Origin of the sequence: Nocardioides sp. OK12 (assembly GCF_024341885.1) — a bacterium.
In the GTDB taxonomy this organism is placed as follows: Bacteria; Actinomycetota; Actinomycetes; order Propionibacteriales; family Nocardioidaceae; genus Nocardioides; species Nocardioides marinisabuli.
On record NZ_BNET01000004.1, the window covers coordinates 524,189 to 543,341 of the forward strand.

Consider the following 19,153-nt stretch of genomic DNA (forward strand, 5'->3'; position numbering starts at 1 on the left):
GGCGGGCGCGCCGGTGGCGGCCCGCCCGGGGGTGTCGTACGGGTCACCCGTCGGTGGGCTCCTCCATCTCCTCGGCGCGCTTGCCCTCCTCGAGGAGGTAGACGTCCTCGCCGGCCTCCAGCCCCTCGGCCAGCGGGTTGTCGTCGGAGGCGACCAGGTCCTCGGGCAGCTGGTCGTCGCCGATCGAGGAGGAGTCGGTGGGGCGCTCGGTCTCGTGGTCGGTCTCGTGCTCGCTCATGGGCGTGACGCTAGTCACGACCGGCGCCCCGGTCACCCACCCTCCGGGTCGCGCCCCGGGACGGACGCCCCCGTGGGCTCAGATCAGCGGCAGGCGCTTCTGGCTGCGGGGCAGCTGCTCGTAGCCGCGGCGCACGGCGGTCGCGAGGTGGTGGGGCTCCCAGGGCCACTCGCCGGCCGCCAGGGCCTCCTCGACGGGGACGCCGCGGCCGGCGAGGTCGCGGATCGTCTCGGCCACGATGCCGAGCTCGTTGCGCTGCACCTCGACGAAGTCGCGGTCGACGACGGCGCCGTGCCCGGGGACGACGGTGCTCGCGCCGGTGGTCAGGCCCAGCACGATGTCGAGGGAGAGCGGCCACTGCATCGGGAAGCTGTCCTCGCCGAGCCCCGGCGGGCCGGACTCCTCGACGAGGTCACCGGCCAGCAGCACCCGGGCGTCGGGCACCAGCACGACGAGGTCACCGGCGGTGTGGGCCGGGCCCGGGTGCACCAGCTCGAGCACCCGGTCACCGAGGTCGATCACGGTCGCGGAGGAGAAGGTGCGGTCGGGCAGCACGACCTCGGTGGCCAGCACCTCCTCGCGGCGCGCGGCGTCGTCGGCGGCGTACGCCGCGGCCACCGCCTCGACGCTGGTGGCGCGCAGCTCCTCGAGCGCCGTCTCGTGGGCGTGGACCGGCACGGTCGGGTCGGCCTCGCGGAACGCGGCGTTGCCGAGGGCGTGGTCGAAGTGGGCGTGGGTGTTGACCACGGCGACGACCTCGCCGGCCCCGAGCGCCCGCACCTGCTCGAGGACGCGCCGGCCGGCCGCGGCCGAGCCGTGGGTGTCGACCACGACCAGCCCCCGCTCGCCGGCGACGACGCCCACGTTGACGTCGTACCACTCGTGGCGAGCCACCCAGACCCGGTCGGCGACCTCGGAGAAGACCATGGCCTCACCCTAGGGGCGCGCCGATGCCCTCCCGCAGCAGGCGGCCCAGGTCGGCCGTGCTCGTCGCGCGGCGCGGGAAGCGCAGCCGCACCTGGTGGGCGCCGTCGGGGTCGACCCAGCGCATCGTGACGCCCCGGGTGTCGAGGTCGCGCAGGCTGACGGCGATCACGTCGTCGGGCGGCGTGCCGGTCGAGTGGGCGACGCTGCGGCGCAGGTCGTCGTGGTGGTGGGTCTCGACGTGCTCGAGGCTGCGCTGCAGGTAGCCGCGGTTGAGCCGGTGGGCGGGGGAGAGGAAGTCGGCCAGCGGCAGCGGGTGGCGCTGCCCGGCGAGCGTGACGAGGGCGGCGGCCGGGTCGAGGGCGACCACCAGGTGCTCCTCGGCGCAGGACCCGCAGGTGGCGGTGTCGATGCGGACCAGGCGGCCGGAGAGCACGAGCACGTCGCTGGCGCCCCCGCCCACCCCGCTGGTCAGCCGCAGTCGCGCCACCGACCGCGAGGTCGCGGCGCGGGCCAGCGGCGAGGTCGCCTCGCAGGTCAGCGTGGGCCGGCCGTCGCGGTCGCCGAGCACCGCGTCGTCGAGCGGCAGCGGGGCGCGGTCGACCTCCAGCACGGCGGTCGCGGGGCAGGCCAGGATGCTGCGGGCGGCCGCCGCGACGGCGTACGACGGCGGGCCGGCGAGGAAGGAGAGGTCCATAGGAGTTAGGTAAGCCTAACCTGAGTGTCGGGTCAATAGGTGAGCGCGCCCGGGGTGGCCTTGTAGGATTGGCACTCCGCGCTGGCGAGTGCCAACCTCGTCGTGCGAGGTGACCGGGCCGGGACCAGGCCGACGAGGCTGCGAGGAGGCGACGTGCAGGAGGACCGCAGGCTTGCCGTGCTCCGCGCCATCGTGGAGGACTACGTGCACACCGAGGAGCCGGTGGGCTCCAAGGCGCTCGTGGAGCGCCACGGTCTCGGTGTGTCTCCCGCGACGGTGCGCAACGACATGGCCGTGCTCGAGGACGAGGGCTACATCACCCAGCCGCACACCAGCGCTGGGCGGGTCCCCACCGACAAGGGCTACCGGATGTTCGTCGACCGGCTCACCACGGTGAAGCCGCTCAGCTCGGCCGAGAAGCGCGCGATCTCGAGCTTCCTCGACGGCGCCGTCGACCTCGACGACGTGGTGCAGCGCTCGGTGCGCCTGCTCTCCCAGCTGACCCGCCAGGTCGCGGTGGTGCAGTACCCGACGCTCTCGCGCTCCACGGTGCGCCACGTCGAGATCGTGTCGCTGGCGCCCCGGCGGCTGCTGGTGGTGCTGATCCTGAGCACCGGCCGCGTCGAGCAGCGCCTGGTCGAGCTCGCCGAGGACCTCGCCGACGACGCCCTGGTCGAGCTGCGCCAGCGGGTGCTGCGCGCCGTCACCGGCCAGACCATCGCCGAGGCGATGGCGGCCCTGCGCGATCTGCCGCCGCTCAGCGCCGAGCCCACCGGGCCGACGAGCGCCAGCGGGCCCGTCGTCGAGGTGCTCCTCGACGCGCTCAGCGACGACCGCTCCGACCACCGGATCGCGGTGGGCGGCGCGGCCAACCTGGCCCGCTACGGCGACTCCTTCGACTCCGCCGTGCGCCCCCTGCTCGAGGCGCTCGAGGAGCACGTCGTGCTGCTCAAGCTCCTCGGCGAGGCCGGCACCGGCGGTCTGGTGACCGTGCGGATCGGCGCCGAGGGCCCCTACGAGGAGCTCGCCTCCACCAGCGTCGTCTCCACCGGCTACGGCCCTCCCGACGAGTCGCTGGCGACCCTGGGCATCGTGGGCCCGACCCGCATGGACTACCCCGGCACCATGGCCGCCGTGCGCGCGGTGGCCCGCTACGTCTCCCGCATCCTCGACGAGGGCTGAGCCCCGTCCCCGCACGACCCACCCCAGCCAGCACCACAGCCAGCACCCCGATCAAGTCCCTGTAAGGAACATGGTGAGCCAGGACCTCTACGACCTCCTCGGTGTCTCCCGCGACGCCGACGCCGACGCGATCAAGAAGGCGTACCGCAAGGCGGCGCGCCAGTACCACCCCGACGTCAACCCCGACCCCGCCAGCAAGGAGAAGTTCGGCGAGGTCTCCCGGGCCTACGAGGTCCTCTCCGACCCCCAGAAGCGCGCGGCGTACGACCGCGGCGGCGACCCCTTCGGTGGTGCGGGGGCCGGTGGTTTCGGCCAGGGTGCCGGGTTTTCCTTCACCGACATCATGGACGCCTTCTTCGGAGGCAGCGGTCAGGGCGGTGGCCAGGGTCGTGGTCCGCGTCCGCGCGTACGCCGCGGCCAGGATGCGCTGATCCGCCTCGAGATCGACCTCGCCGAGGCCGCCTTCGGCGTGGCCCGCGAGCTCAAGGTCGACACGGCCGTCACCTGCACGACCTGCGGCGGCGACGGCGCGGCCCAGGGCAGCCACCCGGTGCCCTGCGAGACCTGCCGCGGCCAGGGCGAGGTCGCCCACGTGCAGCGCTCGTTCCTCGGGGAGATCCGCACCCTGCGCCCCTGCGCGGCCTGCCGTGGCTTCGGCACGGTCATTCCCGAGCCGTGCCGGGAGTGCTCCGGCGACGGTCGGGTGCGCTCGCGCCGGGCGCTGACGGTCAAGATCCCCGCGGGCGTCGACACCGGCACCCGCGTGCAGCTGGCCGAGGAGGGCGAGGTCGGCCCCGGCGGCGGGCCCGCCGGCGACCTGTACGTCGAGATCCACGTCGCGCCGCACGACGTCTTCACCCGTTCCGGCAACGACCTGCACTGCACGGTGACGGTGCCGATGACGGCCGCCGCGCTGGGCACCACGCTGACGATCCCGACCCTCGAGGCCGACGTGGCCTCCGAGGACAGCGACCCCGAGCTCGAGACGTCCTTCGAGCTCGAGGTGCGCCCGGGCACCCAGTCGGGCATGGAGCAGGTGCTGCGCGGGCGCGGCGTCCCCGGGCTGCGCGGCGGGCGGGGCGACCTGATCGTCACCGTCGCCGTCGAGACGCCCGGTCGCCTCGACGCCCGCCAGGAGGAGCTGCTGCGCGAGCTGGCCGCCCTGCGCGGCGAGGAGGCCCCCGACGGGCAGGTCCGCCCCGGCGGCGCGAAGTCGGTCTTCGGCCGCCTGCGCGACGCCTTCAACGCGCACTGAGGCCACGGTGAGCCTCCCGGTCCACCTGGTGCCGAGCCTCGACGCGGTGGCTGTGGGCGCAGCCGTCACCGTCGAGGGCGACGAGGCCCACCACGCGGTCGCCGTACGACGGCTGCGGGTGGGCGAGCAGGTCGTGCTCACCGACGGCCGGGGCCGCTCGGTGGTCGGCGAGGTGACCTCGACCGGCAAGCGCGTCTTCGACGTCACGGTCCTCAGCGCCGAGCAGGCGCCCGAGCCCGGGCCGTCCCTCACGGTCGTGCAGGCGCTCCCCAAGGGCGACCGCGGGGAGCTCGCGGTCGAGGTGCTCACCGAGGTGGGGGTCGCCCGGGTCGTCCCGTGGGCGGCCTCCCGGTCGGTGGCGGTCTGGAAGGGCGAGCGGGCCACCAAGTCGTTGGCGCGCTGGCGCTCGACGGCGCGTGAGGCCGCCAAGCAGGCGCGCCGCTCCTGGCACCCCGTCGTGGACCCGATGGCCAGCACCGACGAGGTGGTCGAGCTGCTGCGCGGCGCCGACCTTGCGGTGGTCCTGCACGAGGACGCCACCGAGCCGCTGGCCGGGCTCGACGTCCCGGCCGCCGGCCACGTCGTGGTCGTGGTCGGCCCCGAGGGCGGTGTCTCCGCCGACGAGCTGGCCACCTTCGCCGCGGCTGGTGCGCGCGCCGTACGCCTGGGCGACGAGGTGCTGCGCACCTCCACCGCCGGCCTCGCCGCCTGCTCCGCCCTCCTCTCCCGCACCCCCCGCTGGTCCTAGGCGTTCGCCGCGAGCGCCGTCCTGAGCTCGGGTGGTGGCGGTCGTTGGTTGAGGAGGTTGCGCCAGCAACCGTCTCGAAACCCGGTGGCCCCATCGGCGTACGGCGGGTGGGCACCTTGCGGGGTCTCGGCGTCGCTCGTCGCTGGCGCTCCTCGCTGCTCGACCAACGGTGGTGGCGGTCGTTGGTTGAGGAGGTTGCGCTGGCAACCGTCTGGGAACCGGGTGGGTCCATGGGGTACGGCGGGTGGGGTGCTTGCGGGGTCTCGGCGTCGTTCCTCGCTGGCGCTCGTCTCTGCTCGACCAACGGTGGTGGCGGTCGTTGGTTGAGGAGGTTGCGCCAGCAACCGTCTCGAAACCGGGTGAGTCCATGGCGTACGGCGTCGGGGCCGCGGCCGGGGCGCCGCTGGGCCTAGCATGGGGTGGTTCACGTCATCGACGTCCGGGAGGTCAGCAGTGAGCGAGTCCATGGCGGTCGAGGAGGAGAGGCGCCGCGGCGCGTTCTCCTCCAGGCGGGTCTTCATCCTCGCTGCGATCGGCTCGGCCGTGGGCCTGGGCAACATCTGGCGCTTCCCCTACGTGGCCTACGAGAACGGCGGGGGAGCGTTCGTCATCCCCTACATGGTCGCGCTGCTCACCGCGGGTCTGCCGTTCCTGCTGCTCGACTACAGCATCGGCCACAAGTTCCGCGGCTCCCCGCCGCTGTCGTTCGCGCGGATGCGGCGCGGCGCCGAGGGCCTGGGCTGGTGGCAGGTCGGCATCTGCGCCGTCATCGCCATCTACTACGCCGCGGTGCTGGCGTGGGCGGTGCGCTACACCTTCTTCTCCTTCACCAAGGCCTGGGGCGACGCGCCGGCCGACTTCTTCATCGGCGAGTTCCTGCAGGTCAGCGACCCCGGCGTGACCGCCGACCCGGTCGCCGGCGTGATGGTGCCGCTCGTGGTGATGTGGGCGCTGGTCATCGGGCTGCTGGCGCTGGGGGTCCAGAAGGGCATCGGCGCGACCGCGATGGTCTTCATCCCGGTGCTGGTGCTCAGCTTCGGTGCCCTGGTCGTCGTCTCGCTGTTCCTGCCCGGCGCCGGCAGCGGCCTCGACGCGCTCTTCACGCCCAGCTGGAGCGCGCTCGCCGAGCCGAGCGTGTGGGCGGCGGCGTTCGGCCAGATCTTCTTCTCGCTGTCGATCGGCTTCGGCATCATGATCACGTACGCCTCCTACGTGCACCGCCACACCGACATGCCCGGCTCCGGCCTGGTCGTCGGGTTCTCCAACTCCGGCTTCGAGCTGCTGGCCGGCATCGGCGTCTTCGCCGCCCTCGGGTTCATGGCCCAGGACAGCGGTCAGGCCGTCAGCGAGGTCGCCGGCGACGGCGGTGTCGGGCTCGCGTTCATCGCCTTCCCGGCGATCATCAACCAGGCTCCTGCCGGCGCCCTGATCGGTGTGCTGTTCTTCGCCTCGCTGGTGCTGGCCGGCATGACCTCGCTGATCTCGATCACCGAGGTCGTGATCTCGGCGGTGCGCGACAAGTTCGAGCTCGGCCGGGTGGCCGCCACCCTCGTCGTTTCGCTGCCGATGGCCCTCCTGAGCGTGCTGTTCCTGGGTACCACCAGCGGCCTGCACGTGCTCGACATCGTCGACCACTTCATCAACCAGTTCGGCATCCTGCTGGTCGCCGTGGTCTCGATGGTCGTCGTCGTGTGGGGCCTCCGCGCGCTGCCGGTGCTGGCCGCGCACCTCAACGACCACACCTCGATCCACATCGGCCTGTGGTGGCGCGCGCTGGTCGGGGTGGTGACACCGGTGGCGCTGACCTACGTGCTCGTCGACGCGTTCCTCTCCGACCTTGGCACGCCGTACGGCGGCTACCCGAGCTGGATGCTGGTGACCTTCGGCTGGGGCTCCGCGGTGGCCGTGCTCGTCATCGGCTTCGTGCTGGCGCGGCTGGGCTGGCGCGACCCCTGGGCCGTGGAGGCCATCATCGACGAGCACGACCCGAGCGAAGGAGCGCAGCGATGAGCACCACGGCGATCGTGATGATGGTGGTGGCGATGCTGGTGATCTGGGGCGGCCTGGCGCTGGCGGTCCTCAACCTGAGCCGCTCGTCCTCGACCCCGCGCCCCGACGAGGTCCACCGCGACCTGTAGCCGCGGGGACCCCGCGTCGGGGTCGTGCCCGGGTACGACGGGACTGCCGGCTCAGCCGACGCTGATGACCTTGCTGTCCTCGAACGCGCCGGGGCCCTCAGCGCCGCCGCTCGGGTCGTCGGTCATCGCCACGAAGGTGTACTCGCCGGGCGCGAGGCCCGACACGTCGACCTCGCTCTCCCAGGGGTAGAGCCGGTCCATCCAGCCCTCGGCGGTGGCGAACCCGTCGACCACCACCTCGCCCGAGGAGTCGCGCACCTCCCACGGGACGGTGGCCTCGAACGAGGACGCGACGCCGCTGGCGGTGAACGTGCCCGAGACCTCGGCGTCGGACTCGGGGCTGGTGACGCTGACCAGCGACAGCACGTCGAGCTGGTCGGCGTTGGCGACCCCGCCGTCGGTGTCGACGCCGAAGAGCGGCACGGCGGGCCCGCCGGGCTCGCCCACGACCTGCACGGGGGCGCGGCTCTGCAGCGCGCCCTGGACGGTGTAGACCAGCGCCTGCACGGCCAGCCGGGCCTGCTTGCCCGACATGTCCGCGGGGCGGTCGGCCCAGCGGTCGTCGGGGACCTGGACGAGGATCAGGCCGGCCTCCTCGTCGAGGCGCACCGAGGAGAAGCTGCCGTCGACGGGGAACGCGGCGCGGTAGTCGGGGTCGGCCGGCACGCCCGCGGCGACCATGTCGGCGGCACCCAGGCCCGGGTCGCCGCTCACCCTGCGGAACTCGCGGTACAGGCGGGGCCCCATCGGGCTGTCGCCGACGTAGTAGACCGGGACGGTGCTGGTCTCGCCCGGATCGGGCTCGGCGCTCTGCGACGGCTCGCTGCTCGTCGTGGGCTCGCCGGCGCTGGCGCTGGGCTCGGCGGTGGCGCTGCTGGTGCCGCTGGCCGGTGCGGGGTCCTCGGCCCGGTCGCTGTCCTCGCCGCAGCCGGCGAGCACACCGAGGGTCAGGGCGGCGGTCGCGGCGCCCGCCAGCGTGCGGTGCAGGGCGCGGCCGGCGTACGGACGACGGGTGCGGCTGCGGCTGGGCTGGCTGGTCTGGCTGGCCATGGTGCTCTCCCTGGTGCTCACGGGACCACGATGGTCCGTGTGTCGGTGAACGGCCCGCCCGACTCGCCGTCGGAGGGGTCACTGGTCATGGCAACGAACGTGTAACGGCCCGGTGCGAGGCCCGAGACGTCGACCTCGGCCGTCCAGGGGTGGAGACGGTCCATCCAGCCCTCGGCGGTGCTGAAGCCGTCGGCGACCACGGCGCCGGTGGCGTCGCGCACCTCCCACGGCACGGTGGCCTCGAACGACGAGGCCCGGCCCCGGGCCGTGAAGGTGGCCGCCACCTCCTGGCCCTCGGCGGGGTCGTCGATGCTGACCAGGGCCAGCACGTCGAGGTCGAGGTCCTCGCCGTAGGGCTCGACCCCGGCGTTGACGGACTCCCCGCCGGGCCCGGTGGCCTCGACGTTGACGGGCACCCGCTCGCCCAGCAGGTCCCAGACGGTGTGGGCGAGCTGGCTCACGGCCAGGACGTCGCGCTCGGCGCCCGCGGCGAAGCTCATCTGCACGTCGACGGAGCCGCCGTCCTCGCCCTGGTCGACGGAGTCGACGCTGAACCCGGGCCAGGCGCTGCGGTAGTCGGGGTCGGCCGGGCGTCCCTCGACGACGGCACGGATCACCGCCGCCACCCTGCTCCCGCCGTCGTCCGCGAGGAGCATCTGCTCGCGGTAGAGGCGCGGGCCCTGCGGGGTCTCGCCCAGCCAGTACGTCGCGACGGTCGCGGGCGCCGGCGCGGGGCCGGGGGTCGCCGAGCCGGAGGGGGCCGGCCCCACGGGGTCGGGCGCGGAGACGGGCGGGTTGCCGGGCCCGAGCACCGCGACAGCGGTCACGGCGGCGGCTGCGGCCAACACGGCGCCTCCGGCGTACCACCAGCGGCGGCCGGCGGTCGGCGTCGCCGTGCGCGCCCGGATCTCGCCCAGCCGGTCGGTGGGCTCGACGTCGTCGACGGCCTCGCCCAGCAGCCGGGCCAGGTCGGCGTCGCGGTCGTGGGGGCTCATGAGCGGTCCTCCAGGTAGGGCGCGAGCAGCTCGCGCAGGCGGGCCGAGCCGCGGGAGGCGTGGCTCTTGACGGCGCCGCGGCTGATGCCCAGCGCGTCGGCGATCTCGGCCTCGGAGAGGTCCTGGTAGTGCCGCAGCGCCAGCACCTCGCGCTGGCGCTCGGGCAGCTCGCGCATCGCGTCGAGCACCGCGGCGCGGCGGTCGGCGACCAGGCTGGCCTCGTCGGCGGGGGAGGCGGTGGGCGGCGGGGGCTGCGCCGCGAGGTGACGTCGTACGACGGCGCGGTGGCGCAGCCGCGACCGGGAGCCGTTGACCACGCTGCGGCGCAGGTAGGCCAGGGCCTTGGCGGGGTCGCGGAGCCGGCCCCAGCGGTCGTGGACCGCGACGAAGGCGTCCTGCACGACCTCCTCGGCGGTGCCGACGTCGTGCAGCAGCAGCACCGCGAGCCGCACCAGCTCGCGCCAGTGCGCGGCGTACAGCTGCTCGAGCGCCTCGTCGGCGCTCCAGCCGTGGGGGTCGCTGCTCACGGCGCCGGGGCGTCGTGGGGGTGCGCTCGCATGGGTCGTCACGCTAGTCCCACGCGCGAGGGACCCCGGGGGTTTACCTCGGCGCGGCAGCCGATCGCGTGGCACGATGAGCGGCGGGAGGCAACAAGTGGAGGACTGTCTGTTCTGCAGGATCGTCGCGGGCGAGATCCCCGCCGACGTCGTGCACGTCACCGAGGGCACCGTCGCGTTCCGCGACGTGGCGCCCCAGGCGCCGGTGCACGTGCTGGTGGTGCCGCGCGCGCACCACGCGAACGCCGCCGAGCTGGCCGCCGGCGACCCGGCGGTGATGAGCGAGCTCGTCAGCACCGCGGCGGCCGTGGCGGCCGCCGAGGGCCACGAGGACTACCGGCTGGTGCTCAACACCGGTGCGGGCGCCGGGCAGTCGGTGTTCCACACCCACCTGCACGTGCTCGCCGGCCGACCGCTGAGCTGGCCGCCCGGATGAGCACCGTCGGGCCGCGCCGCCCCGCCGGGCCGGTCCGGCGCCGCCTCGTCGTGCTCGCCCTCACCGCCGCCCTCGCGGTCACGGGGGTCGTCGCCGGTGTCGCCGCCCTCGGCACCGAGGACCACCGCGAGGGCGACCCCGCCAGCGTGCTCTCGCCGGTCGACCCGCCCGAGGTGGTGGCCGAGCAGCTGTCCTCGCTGCCGCCGGGCAAGCAGCTGCCGCTGCGCCGGGGCGAGCGGCGGATGCTGCTGGAGATGCCGACCGACTACACGCCCTCGTCGCCCGGGGGTGCCGGCACCGACGACTACCGCTGCTTCCTGCTCGACCCCGGCCTCGAGGACGACGTGTGGCTGACCGGCAGCCAGGTGCTGCCCGGCAACCCCGAGGTCGTGCACCACGTGATCCTCTTCCGGGTCGAGCCCGACCAGGTCGAGACCGCCCGCGCGCTCGACCACAGGACCGTCGACCCGGGCTGGAGCTGCTTCGGCGGCAGCGGCGTCGAGGGCAGCGCCACCAACCTCGCCGACGCCTCCTGGCTGGCCGCCTGGGCGCCGGGCGGCGACGAGACCCGCACCCGCGACGGGCACGGCGTACGCCTCGAGGCCGGCTCGCAGGTGGTGATGCAGGTGCACTACAACCTGCTCCGCGGGCAGTCGGCCGACCGGTCGGCGACCCAGCTGCGCTGGATGCCCGGCGAGCGCGACCTCACGCCGCTGCACACCTACCTGATGCCCGCCCCGGTCGAGCTGCCCTGCCGCGCCGCGCGCTCCGACGGGCCGCTCTGCGAGCGCGACGCCGCGATGGCCGACCTGCGACACCGCTTCGGCGGGGCCGCCTCCACCGCCGACATGCTCCACCTGCTCTGCGGCGAGGGCGGCGGGCCCTCCGAGACCACGACCTGCACCCGCCGGGTCAGCCAGCCGATGACGGTGCTCGGGGTCGCCGGCCACATGCACCTGCTGGGCCGCGAGATCTCGGTGGTGGCCAACGCCGGCACGCCCGAGGAGCGCACCCTGCTCGACATCGACACCTGGGACTTCGACGACCAGGGCAGTCGTCAGGTCGAGGCGCTGCGGCTGGAGGCGGGGGAGACCCTGACCGTGACCTGCCGCCACCAGCAGTGGCTGCGCGACAAGCTGCCCGCCTTCGCGGGCCAGGAGGAGAAGTACGTGCTGTGGGGCGAGGGCTCCACCGACGAGATGTGCCTGGGCACGCTCCAGGTCGCCTACGACAGCGAGCCGGTCGGGCGGTTCTGAGCCGGTCGGCTCAGAACAGGTAGGCCAGCCGCATCACGGCGAAGACCACGGGCAGCCCGAAGACCACCAGCAGCGCCCACGCCGTCCAGTAGTGGACCCGCTTGGCGGGGTCGAGGCGGCCGCCGAAGTCGAGCAGCGCCCCCTCCACGGTGTGGTGGGTCAGGCCCATCGCCCGTGCGTGCGGCGGCATCGTCTCGCCGGGGAACCAGTAGGGCGGCGAGTCGTCGTCGTGGGAGTCGGGATCCTCGTCGTCCCACGAGCGCAGGTCGTGCTCGGCCCCGGCCATGGCTCCAGCCTAACCGGCGGGTCCCTTTACTGGCTGGGTGCTCGTCGGGGCCACGCCGTAGCATGGAGGCGCTCGACCCACCGTCCCCGTGACCGAGAGGCGCCCTCCGGGCATCCATGTCCCACACCGATGATCGCAGCACCCCCACCGAGAGCCCCGCGAGCGGCTCGGCGCGCGGCCACCACACGGTCGTGGTGCCCAACAGCATCGACATGGTCAGCCTGCTGGGTCCCGGCGACGAGCACCTCGCGCTGCTGGAGAAGGAGTTCGGCACCGCGGTCCACGTGCGCGGCAACCGGATCACCCTCGAGGGCGAGCCCAGCGAGGTCGCGCTCGCGCACCGCCTGCTCGACGAGCTGGTGACCATCATCCGCACCGGTCAGGGCGTCAGCACCGAGACCGTCGAGCGGGTGCTGGCGATGCTGCGCACCGAGACCACCGAGCGCCCGGCCGAGGTGCTGAGCCTCAACATCCTCTCCAACCGCGGGCGCTCGATCCGGCCCAAGACGGTGAACCAGAAGAAGTACGTCGAGTCGATCGACAAGCACACCATCACCTTCGGCATCGGCCCGGCCGGCACCGGCAAGACCTACCTGGCGATGGCCAAGGCGGTGCAGGCGCTGCAGTCCAAGCAGGTCAACCGGATCATCCTGACCCGCCCGGCGGTCGAGGCGGGCGAGAAGCTCGGCTTCCTGCCCGGCACGCTCAGCGAGAAGATCGACCCCTACCTGCGCCCGCTCTACGACGCGCTGCACGACATGATCGACCCCGAGTCGATCCCCAAGCTGCTGGCCGCCGGCACCATCGAGGTCGCCCCGCTGGCCTACATGCGCGGCCGCTCGCTCAACGACTCCTTCATCGTGCTCGACGAGGCGCAGAACACCACGCCCGAGCAGATGAAGATGTTCCTGACCCGCCTGGGCTTCGGCTCCAAGATCGTCGTCACCGGCGACGTCACCCAGACCGACCTGCCCGGCGGCACCCGCTCGGGGCTGCGGGTGGTCGAGGAGATCCTCGAGGACGTCGAGGACATCGGCTTCAACCGCCTGACCGCCAGCGACGTCGTGCGGCACCGGCTCGTGGGCCGCATCGTGGCGGCGTACGACGACTTCGACGCGCGCAGCGAGCGCGCCCGACCCGTGCAGGGGAACCGACCATGAGCATCGAGGTCCTCGACGAGTCCGGCCACGGCGTCGACGTGCGCCGGCTCTCCACGCTGAGCCGCTTCGTGATGGACCGGATGCACGTGCACCCGCAGGCCGAGCTGTGCATCAAGGCCGTCGACGAGGCGACCATCGCCGAGCTCAACGAGCAGTGGATGGACAAGGAGGGCCCCACCGACGTGCTGGCCTTCCCGATGGACGAGCTGCGCCCCGGCCTGGTCGACGAGGAGCCCGAGGAGGGCGTGCTCGGCGACCTGGTGCTGTGCCCCGAGATCGCCCGCCGCCAGGGCGAGACGGCCGGGCACGGCACGGTGGCCGAGATCGAGCTGCTGACCGTGCACGGCATCCTGCACCTGCTGGGCTACGACCACGCCGAGCCGGAGGAGCACCGCGAGATGTTCGGCCTGCAGGACGAGCTGCTGGCCGCGTGGCGCGCCACTGACGACGCATGAGCGGGGGTGACGTCGGGCTGCTGGTGACGGCGGCCGCGCTGGTCGTGCTCGCGGGGGTCTTCTCCGCCGCCGACGCCGCGCTCGGCTCCTTCTCCCACGCCCGGGCCGGCGAGCTGCTCGCCGAGGGCCGCGCTGGCGCCAAGCGCCTGCTGGCGCTGCTCGACGACCTGCCGCGCTACCTCAACACCGCGCTGCTGCTGCGGATGGCCGCCGAGGTCTCCGCGATCGTGCTGGTCGCCCTGCAGGTCGACGAGCTGATGCAGGGGGCCTGGTGGGCCAGCGTGCTGACGGCCATCGCGGTGATGCTGCTGGTCTCCTTCGTGGTGGTCGGCGTCGCGCCGCGCACGATGGGGCGCCAGCACGCCGAGACGGTCGCGCTGCTCTCGGCCGGGCCGCTGACCCTGATCACCCGGGTCCTGGGCCCGATCCCGCACGTGCTGATCGCGCTCGGCAACGCGCTGACCCCTGGCAAGGGGTTCCGCGAGGGACCCTTCTCCACCGAGTCCGAGCTGCGTGAGCTCGTCGACCTCGCCGAGGCCTCCTCGCTCATCGAGAGCGAGGAGCGGCGGATGATCCACTCGGTCTTCGAGCTCGGCGACACCACCGCCCGCGAGGTGATGGTGCCGCGCAACGACGTGGTCTACGTCGAGAAGCACAAGAACCTGCGCCAGAGCCTCTCGCTGTTCCTGCGCAGCGGCTACTCGCGGTTGCCGGTGGTCGACGAGAACCTCGACGACATCGTCGGGATGGCCTACCTCAAGGACATCGTGCGCCGCGACTTCGAGGCCCCCGACGTGGAGTTCGTCGAGCGCATCGAGTCGGTGATGCGCCCCGTGCACTGGGTGCCGGAGTCGAAGGCCGTCGACGGGCTGCTCAAGGAGATGCAGGCCCGGCGCCAGCACATCGCGGTCGTCGTCGACGAGTACGGCGGCACCGCCGGCCTCATCACCATCGAGGACATCCTCGAGGAGATCGTCGGCGAGATCACCGACGAGTACGACGAGGACGAGATCGAGGTCGAGCACCTCGCCGAGGGCGTCGTGCGGGTCTCCTCGCGCTTCCCCGTCGACGACCTCGAGGAGATCTTCGGCGACGACGTCGAGGAGGAGGACGTCGACTCCGTCGGCGGGCTGATGGCCAAGCACCTGGGCCTGGTCCCGATCCCGGGGTCCTCGGTCGAGGCCCACGGGCTGCGCTTCGTGGCCGAGGACAGCGCCGGTCGCCGCAACAAGATCGTCACCGTGCTCATCTCGCGCATTGCGCCCGACGTCCACGGCGACGACGAGGAGGAGCGTCCCGAGCACCGCCGCGACGACGACCGCGACCACCGAGAGGACGACGAGGACCAGTGAGCACCCCCGAGGGCAGTCCTGAGACGCCCGCACCCGCCGAGCCGGCCGCCGAGGACAAGAAGCTGGTGACCCTGGCGCGCTCGACGCGCGCCCGCACCCGGGCGGCGGAGGGCGCCGCGGTCCGCGACGCCGACGGTCGCACCTACGCCGCCGCCACCGTCGACCTGCCCTCCCTGCAGGTCTCCGCGCTCGGGGTGTGCGTGGCGATGGCCGTCGCCTCCGGCGCCACGGGGTTGGAGGCCGCCGTGGTGCTCACCGACGCCGACGCGGTGACGCCGAGCGACCTCGAAGCCCTGCGCGACCTGGCCGGCAGCGGCGTACCGGTGCACCGCGGCGACGCCAAGGGCGCCCTGCAGGGCACCGCCACCACCTGACCAGGCCCACTCCCGCCGACCCGGCGCATATCTCCCCCTGACCCGGCGTGAATCTCCCGCTGACCCGGCGCGTACAAACCAGTCGGCTCGCGGACGGAGCGCGGTCTACCCTGCGGCGCATGGACGAGTCGCGGCTGCTGCGGGAGGTCGAGACGCGCTTCGCCGTGACCGGGGCGAGCACACCCGGTTGGGCCGACCCGCACGCCGACCGGGAGCCGCTCGACGAGGAGTACTCGCGGGTCACGGACCCGCGCAAGTGGCGCATCGAGGGTGCTCGGGCCCTGGCCTGGACCGCCGCCCTGACCGGGTCGGGCCTGGCTGAGCGGAGGGCGCTCGCCCCAGGAGACGCGCGAGCAGGGCGGGACGGCTGGCGACTCGTCCCGGGTGCTCCCGGGGCGCTGCCGCTGCTGGTGCTCGGCACCCCGGTCGACGGGCTGCTTGTCGACCTCGAGCTGCGGGTGGGTGACCCGCCGGTGGGGGTGCTGGACGTGGACTGCCGCTGCGACGCCTGCGACTCGGGCTCCGCCGACCTGCTCGAGACCCTCGACTCGGCCTGGTCGAACGTCGTCACCGGGCAGTTCGTGCACCTCGAGGCGCCGGGCCGGGTCCTGACCGGTGGAGCCGAGGGCTGGTCGGCCAGCGGGAGTGCCGCCGCGACGCGCGCCGAGCGTCTGGCCGAGCACGAGGCGGCAGCGCGCGACCTCGACGCCGTACGACGCGGCCACGCGCCCGACCCTCGGTGGCGGCGCGTGGTCCACGGGGCGCCCTGGTCGTGACCGGAGGAAGGTTCGGGCCGACTCGACGCGAGATCTGGGACGGGTCAGGGGGAGATTTGGGCCTGGTCGGGGCGGGCGGCGGGTGGGAGCTCGTCGAGGGGGCGGCCGGGGGCGGCCAGCGGGTCCTCGGGCAGCGCCTCGACCTGCAGGCGGCACCAGGGGCTGACGTCGCGGCTGCCGTCGAGCACCCCGGCACGGAAGTCGGCCCACGACTCCCAGGCCACCTGCTCGACCTCGTCGGGGTCGAGACGGGGCTCGGTAGCGGTGGTCGCGACCAGCACCGGGCACAGCTCGTGCTCGACGACGCCCTGCATCTCGGCGCGGTAGCCGAAGCCAGGCAGCAGGACCCGCAGGTCGTCGAGCTCGAGGCCGAGCTCCTCGCGCACCCGTCGGCGTACGCCGTCGAGGAACGGCTCGCCGGGAGCCGGGTGGCCGCAGGCGGAGTTGGTCCACAGGCCCGGGAAGGTCTTCTTGCCCAACGCCCGGCGGCTCAGCAGGATCCGGCCCGCGTGGTCGAAGACGTAGCAGGAGAACGCCAGGTGCAGCGGGGTGTCGGCGTGGTGCACGCCGGCCTTGTCGGCGACCCCGACCGCGTGCCCGGCCTCGTCGAGCAGCACCACCTGCTCGCGCCCGTGCCCCGGCGCGCTCATGCGGGCCTCGCGAGCTGGTTGACGGCCGCGCCGAAGACGAACGGCACCCGGTCGGCCGCGGCCACCAGCCGGCGGCGCACCGCCTGGTGCCGGGTGGCGGAGACCAGGCCCAGGGTCAGCAGCTCGTGGCGGCGCCGCAGCCGGCGCGACGTGGCGTCGTAGCCCTCGGGCGCGTCGGCGGCGACCGCGGCGACGGCGGCCGCCGCCTCGGCCAGGCCCAGCGCGATGCCCTCGCCGGTGAGCGCGTCGACGTAGCCGGCGGCGTCGCCGACGAGCAGCACCCGCCCGGCGACCCGGTGCCGCGCCCGCTGGCGCAGCGGCCCGGCCCCCATCACCCGGGTGCGCTCAACGCCGGCGACGCGCTCGCGCAGCCCCGTGAAGCCGTCGAGCAGGGCGGCGAACGGCTCGCGTCGGGCGCTCAGCACCGCCAGCCCCACGAGGTCGGGCGCCACCGGGGTCACGTACGCCTCCGCGTGCGCGGCCCAGTGCACCTCGACGAAGTCGCTCCACGGCGCCACCCGCAGGTGGCAGCGCTGCCCGTAGCGCCGCGGCCCGCGGGCGCCCGCGTCGAGCCCGAGCAGCCGGCGCACGGGGGAGTGCAGCCCGTCGGCGGCCAGCAGGTAGCGCGCCGGCCGCCCGTCGACCACCAGGTGCGAGCCCTGGTCGACCACCGAGCGCACCGCCTCGTGCCGGACCTCGACGCCCGTCTCGGCGAGGCGCCGCGACAGCGCCGTGTGCAGCGTCGTACGCCGCACCCCGCGGCCCGGCCCGTGCCGGAAGCGCGCGTCGACGCTGCGCCGGTCGTCGCGGTAGCGGATGCCGGCCAGGTCGACGCCCTCCACCTCGACCCCGAGGTCGGCCAGGCGCGCGAGCGCCCCGGGCATCAGCCCCTCGCCGCATGCCTTGTCGACCGTGCCCGCGCGGGGTTCGACGACGACGACGTCGAGCCCGGCGCGGTGGGCGTGCAGGGCCGCGGCCAGCCCGACCGGGCCGCCGCCGGCGACGACCAGGTCATGCACGGCGCGCCCCCGCGGGGGAGGGCGGGAGCGTGGCCAGGGCGGCGTCCTCGACCCGCAGCCGCACGGTGAGCAGCACGGCGTTGGCCACGGTGAAGACCAGCGCGGTGACCCACGACAGGTGCAGCAGCGGCAGCGCCGCGCCCTCGACGACGACGGCCACGTAGTTGGGGTGGGAGAAGAACCGGTAGGGCCCGCCGGTGACCGGGGGCAGCCCGGGCACGATGATCACGCGGGTGTTCCAGCGCGGCCCGAGCGCGGTGATGCACCACCAGCGCAGCGCCTGCGACGCCACGACCAGCACCAGCATCGAGGCCGCCAGGGCCGTGGGGACCTCGGGGCGGCGGACGTAGGCCTCGACGAGCATCGCGACCAGCAGCCCGGTGTGCAGCACCACCATCACGGGGTAGTGGCCCTGTCCGGTCTCGACGCCCCCGCGGGCGAAGGACCAGGCGGCGTTGCGCTTGGAGACCACCAGCTCGGCGAGCCGCTCGAGCGCCACCAGCGCGACGACGACGGTGAAGAAGGTCAACGAGGTCACGCCGCGCCACCTCCGGCGCGCAGCAGCACCAGCTCGGAGCAGAACCCCGGGCCCATCGCCATCATCAGCCCGTACGAGCCGGGTCGGGGCGGCCTGTCGCGCAGGGTGTCCTCGAGCACGTGCAGCACCGAGGCTGACGACAGGTTGCCGACCCGGTCGAGCGACTCCCAGGTCAGGCGCACGTCCTCGTGCTCGAGCTCCAGCGCCTCCTGCAGCGCCTCGATCACCTTCGGGCCGCCGGGGTGGCAGACCCACCACTCCACGTCGGCCCGGGTGAGGTCGTGGGCGGCCAGGAAGCCGTCGACGTCCTCGCGGATGTAGCGGCCCACGATCTCGGGCACCGCCGCGTCGAGGACGATCCGCAGCCCGCCGCCGGTCACGTCGAAGCCCATCGTGCGCTCGGAGTCGGGGTAGAGCCGGCTGCGGGTGTCGAGCACCTGCGCGGCGCCCGGCTCGCCGTCCTGGCCGCGGGCCACCACCGCGGCGGCACCGTCGCCGAAGAGCCCGCTGGCGACCAGGTTGGGCACCGACACGTCGTCGCGCTGCACGGTCAGCGAGCACAGCTCGACGGCGACCAGCACGGCCACCTGACCGGGGTGGCCCAGCAGGTAGTCGTGCAGCCGCGCGACGCCGGCGGCCCCGGCCACGCAGCCCAGGCCCACGATCGGGACCCGCTTCACGTCGGGGCGCATCCCGGTCGCGGTCGCGATGCGCGCGTCGAGGGAGGGGATCGCCAGCCCGGTGACGGTCGCCGAGATCACCAGGTCGACGTCGCTGGGGGTCAGGCCGGCGGCCTTGAGCGCCTCCTCGACGGCGCGCGAGCCCAGGGCGACGGCCTCGGCGATGAAGTGGTCGTTGGCCTCGGTGAAGCCGCTCAGCTCGCCGTACGCCGGCAGCGGCAGGGCGAGGTGGCGCTGGCTGACCCCGGCGTTGCGGTGGAAGCGGCGCAGCACCCGCTCGTCGAGCCGGCCCTGGGCGATCACGTCGGCGAAGGCCGAGGTGATCTCGTCCTGGGTGTGGGTGTGCGCGGGCAGGGTGCCCCGGACAGCGAGGATCTGCATGGTGCT

Annotated in this window: 23 protein-coding genes; 12 read left to right on the forward strand and 11 right to left on the reverse strand. The window is 74.1% G+C overall.

Translation table 11 applies throughout. From position 1 onward, the window contains the following. Positions 1–43: 43 nt before the first annotated feature. From OCU29_RS12940 to OCU29_RS12950, 3 genes are all read right to left on the reverse strand, one after another. A complete protein-coding gene (locus OCU29_RS12940; protein WP_261820250.1) occupies positions 44–238 on the reverse strand; it encodes a hypothetical protein in 195 nt (64 codons plus the stop codon). A 78-nt stretch (positions 239–316) separates the two neighbouring features. Continuing rightward, positions 317–1,165: an MBL fold metallo-hydrolase gene (locus OCU29_RS12945; RefSeq protein ID WP_261820251.1), complete on the reverse strand. Its 849-nt coding sequence runs from the start codon at positions 1,163–1,165 to the stop codon at positions 317–319. 4 nt (positions 1,166–1,169) lie between these two features. Beyond that, on the reverse strand, positions 1,170–1,859 hold the full coding sequence (locus OCU29_RS12950) for a DUF2470 domain-containing protein (protein ID WP_261820252.1): 690 nt from the start codon (positions 1,857–1,859) through the stop codon (positions 1,170–1,172). Between the two features lie 153 nt (positions 1,860–2,012). On the opposite strand from OCU29_RS12950, the gene hrcA reads away from it, so the two are divergent. The 5 genes from hrcA to OCU29_RS12975 all read left to right on the forward strand — a co-directional run bounded on the left by hrcA (position 2,013) and on the right by OCU29_RS12975 (position 7,182). Continuing rightward, positions 2,013–3,041 carry a heat-inducible transcriptional repressor HrcA gene (gene hrcA / locus OCU29_RS12955; protein ID WP_179616939.1) on the forward strand — a complete coding sequence of 343 codons (1,029 nt, stop codon included), beginning with the start codon at positions 2,013–2,015 and terminating at the stop codon, positions 3,039–3,041. Between the two features lie 73 nt (positions 3,042–3,114). Beyond that, positions 3,115–4,296, forward strand: a complete 1,182-nt coding sequence (dnaJ, locus tag OCU29_RS12960) for a molecular chaperone DnaJ (protein ID WP_179616938.1) — start codon at positions 3,115–3,117, stop codon at positions 4,294–4,296. A 7-nt stretch (positions 4,297–4,303) separates the two neighbouring features. Beyond that, positions 4,304–5,044 (forward strand): 16S rRNA (uracil(1498)-N(3))-methyltransferase, encoded by a 741-nt coding sequence (locus OCU29_RS12965; RefSeq protein ID WP_261820253.1) that lies wholly within the window; start codon positions 4,304–4,306, stop codon positions 5,042–5,044. Between the two features lie 453 nt (positions 5,045–5,497). Further along, a complete protein-coding gene (locus OCU29_RS12970) occupies positions 5,498–7,054 on the forward strand; it encodes a sodium-dependent transporter (RefSeq protein ID WP_261820254.1) in 1,557 nt (518 codons plus the stop codon). Then, positions 7,051–7,182, forward strand: coding sequence for a methionine/alanine import family NSS transporter small subunit (locus OCU29_RS12975; protein WP_179616936.1), 132 nt, complete (start codon positions 7,051–7,053; stop codon positions 7,180–7,182). Before OCU29_RS12970 ends, OCU29_RS12975 begins: the two co-directional genes overlap by 4 nt. A 51-nt stretch (positions 7,183–7,233) precedes the next feature. On the opposite strand, the gene OCU29_RS12980 is transcribed toward OCU29_RS12975, so the two are convergent. The 3 genes from OCU29_RS12980 to OCU29_RS12990 are packed head-to-tail and all read right to left on the reverse strand — an operon-like array spanning position 7,234 to position 9,754. Continuing rightward, complete coding sequence (locus tag OCU29_RS12980; RefSeq protein ID WP_261820255.1) at positions 7,234–8,253, reverse strand: Gmad2 immunoglobulin-like domain-containing protein; 1,020 nt, start codon at positions 8,251–8,253, stop codon at positions 7,234–7,236. Beyond that, entirely contained in the window at positions 8,250–9,227 is a 978-nt protein-coding gene (locus OCU29_RS12985) for a Gmad2 immunoglobulin-like domain-containing protein (protein ID WP_261820256.1), read from the reverse strand. The genes OCU29_RS12980 and OCU29_RS12985 overlap by 4 nt, the downstream gene beginning before the upstream one ends. Beyond that, entirely contained in the window at positions 9,224–9,754 is a 531-nt protein-coding gene (locus tag OCU29_RS12990) for a SigE family RNA polymerase sigma factor (protein WP_261820257.1), read from the reverse strand. Before OCU29_RS12990 ends, OCU29_RS12985 begins: the two co-directional genes overlap by 4 nt. Positions 9,755–9,881: 127 nt before the next feature. Between OCU29_RS12990 and OCU29_RS12995 the strand changes: the two genes are divergently transcribed. Together OCU29_RS12995 and OCU29_RS13000 are read left to right on the forward strand one after the other, a co-directional pair. Further along, positions 9,882–10,220, forward strand: coding sequence for a histidine triad nucleotide-binding protein (locus tag OCU29_RS12995; RefSeq protein ID WP_258017022.1), 339 nt, complete (start codon positions 9,882–9,884; stop codon positions 10,218–10,220). After that, positions 10,217–11,476, forward strand: coding sequence for a hypothetical protein (locus OCU29_RS13000; protein ID WP_261820258.1), 1,260 nt, complete (start codon positions 10,217–10,219; stop codon positions 11,474–11,476). The genes OCU29_RS12995 and OCU29_RS13000 overlap by 4 nt, the downstream gene beginning before the upstream one ends. Before the next feature lie 10 nt (positions 11,477–11,486). Here the strand turns inward: OCU29_RS13000 and OCU29_RS13005 are convergent, their stop codons facing one another. Beyond that, positions 11,487–11,762: a hypothetical protein gene (locus OCU29_RS13005; protein WP_261820259.1), complete on the reverse strand. Its 276-nt coding sequence runs from the start codon at positions 11,760–11,762 to the stop codon at positions 11,487–11,489. Between the two features lie 116 nt (positions 11,763–11,878). Here OCU29_RS13005 and OCU29_RS13010 point away from each other — a divergent pair, with 116 nt between their 5' ends. The 5 genes from OCU29_RS13010 to OCU29_RS13030 all read left to right on the forward strand — a co-directional run bounded on the left by OCU29_RS13010 (position 11,879) and on the right by OCU29_RS13030 (position 15,879). Next, on the forward strand, positions 11,879–12,922 hold the full coding sequence (locus tag OCU29_RS13010; protein ID WP_179616929.1) for a PhoH family protein: 1,044 nt from the start codon (positions 11,879–11,881) through the stop codon (positions 12,920–12,922). After that, entirely contained in the window at positions 12,919–13,377 is a 459-nt protein-coding gene (gene ybeY, locus OCU29_RS13015) for an rRNA maturation RNase YbeY (protein WP_179616928.1), read from the forward strand. The genes OCU29_RS13010 and ybeY overlap by 4 nt, the downstream gene beginning before the upstream one ends. Next, a complete protein-coding gene (locus OCU29_RS13020) occupies positions 13,374–14,729 on the forward strand; it encodes a hemolysin family protein (RefSeq protein ID WP_261820260.1) in 1,356 nt (451 codons plus the stop codon). The genes ybeY and OCU29_RS13020 overlap by 4 nt, the downstream gene beginning before the upstream one ends. Beyond that, positions 14,726–15,103, forward strand: coding sequence for a cytidine deaminase (locus tag OCU29_RS13025; protein ID WP_261820261.1), 378 nt, complete (start codon positions 14,726–14,728; stop codon positions 15,101–15,103). Before OCU29_RS13020 ends, OCU29_RS13025 begins: the two co-directional genes overlap by 4 nt. Before the next feature lie 119 nt (positions 15,104–15,222). After that, on the forward strand, positions 15,223–15,879 hold the full coding sequence (locus OCU29_RS13030) for a DUF6226 family protein (RefSeq protein ID WP_261820262.1): 657 nt from the start codon (positions 15,223–15,225) through the stop codon (positions 15,877–15,879). Positions 15,880–15,923: 44 nt separating this feature from the next. On the opposite strand, the gene idi is transcribed toward OCU29_RS13030, so the two are convergent. The 4 genes from idi to OCU29_RS13050 are packed head-to-tail and all read right to left on the reverse strand — an operon-like array spanning position 15,924 to position 19,147. After that, positions 15,924–16,529, reverse strand: coding sequence for an isopentenyl-diphosphate Delta-isomerase (gene idi / locus OCU29_RS13035; RefSeq protein WP_261820263.1), 606 nt, complete (start codon positions 16,527–16,529; stop codon positions 15,924–15,926). Next, positions 16,526–17,548: an NAD(P)/FAD-dependent oxidoreductase gene (locus tag OCU29_RS13040; RefSeq protein ID WP_261820264.1), complete on the reverse strand. Its 1,023-nt coding sequence runs from the start codon at positions 17,546–17,548 to the stop codon at positions 16,526–16,528. The genes idi and OCU29_RS13040 overlap by 4 nt, the downstream gene beginning before the upstream one ends. Beyond that, the gene (locus OCU29_RS13045) at positions 17,541–18,086 is read right to left on the reverse strand and encodes an isoprenylcysteine carboxyl methyltransferase family protein (RefSeq protein ID WP_179616922.1); all 546 of its coding nucleotides are present in this window, start codon (positions 18,084–18,086) and stop codon (positions 17,541–17,543) included. The genes OCU29_RS13040 and OCU29_RS13045 overlap by 8 nt, the downstream gene beginning before the upstream one ends. Continuing rightward, positions 18,083–19,147 (reverse strand): type III polyketide synthase, encoded by a 1,065-nt coding sequence (locus OCU29_RS13050; protein WP_179616921.1) that lies wholly within the window; start codon positions 19,145–19,147, stop codon positions 18,083–18,085. Before OCU29_RS13050 ends, OCU29_RS13045 begins: the two co-directional genes overlap by 4 nt. Positions 19,148–19,153 lie beyond the last annotated feature (6 nt).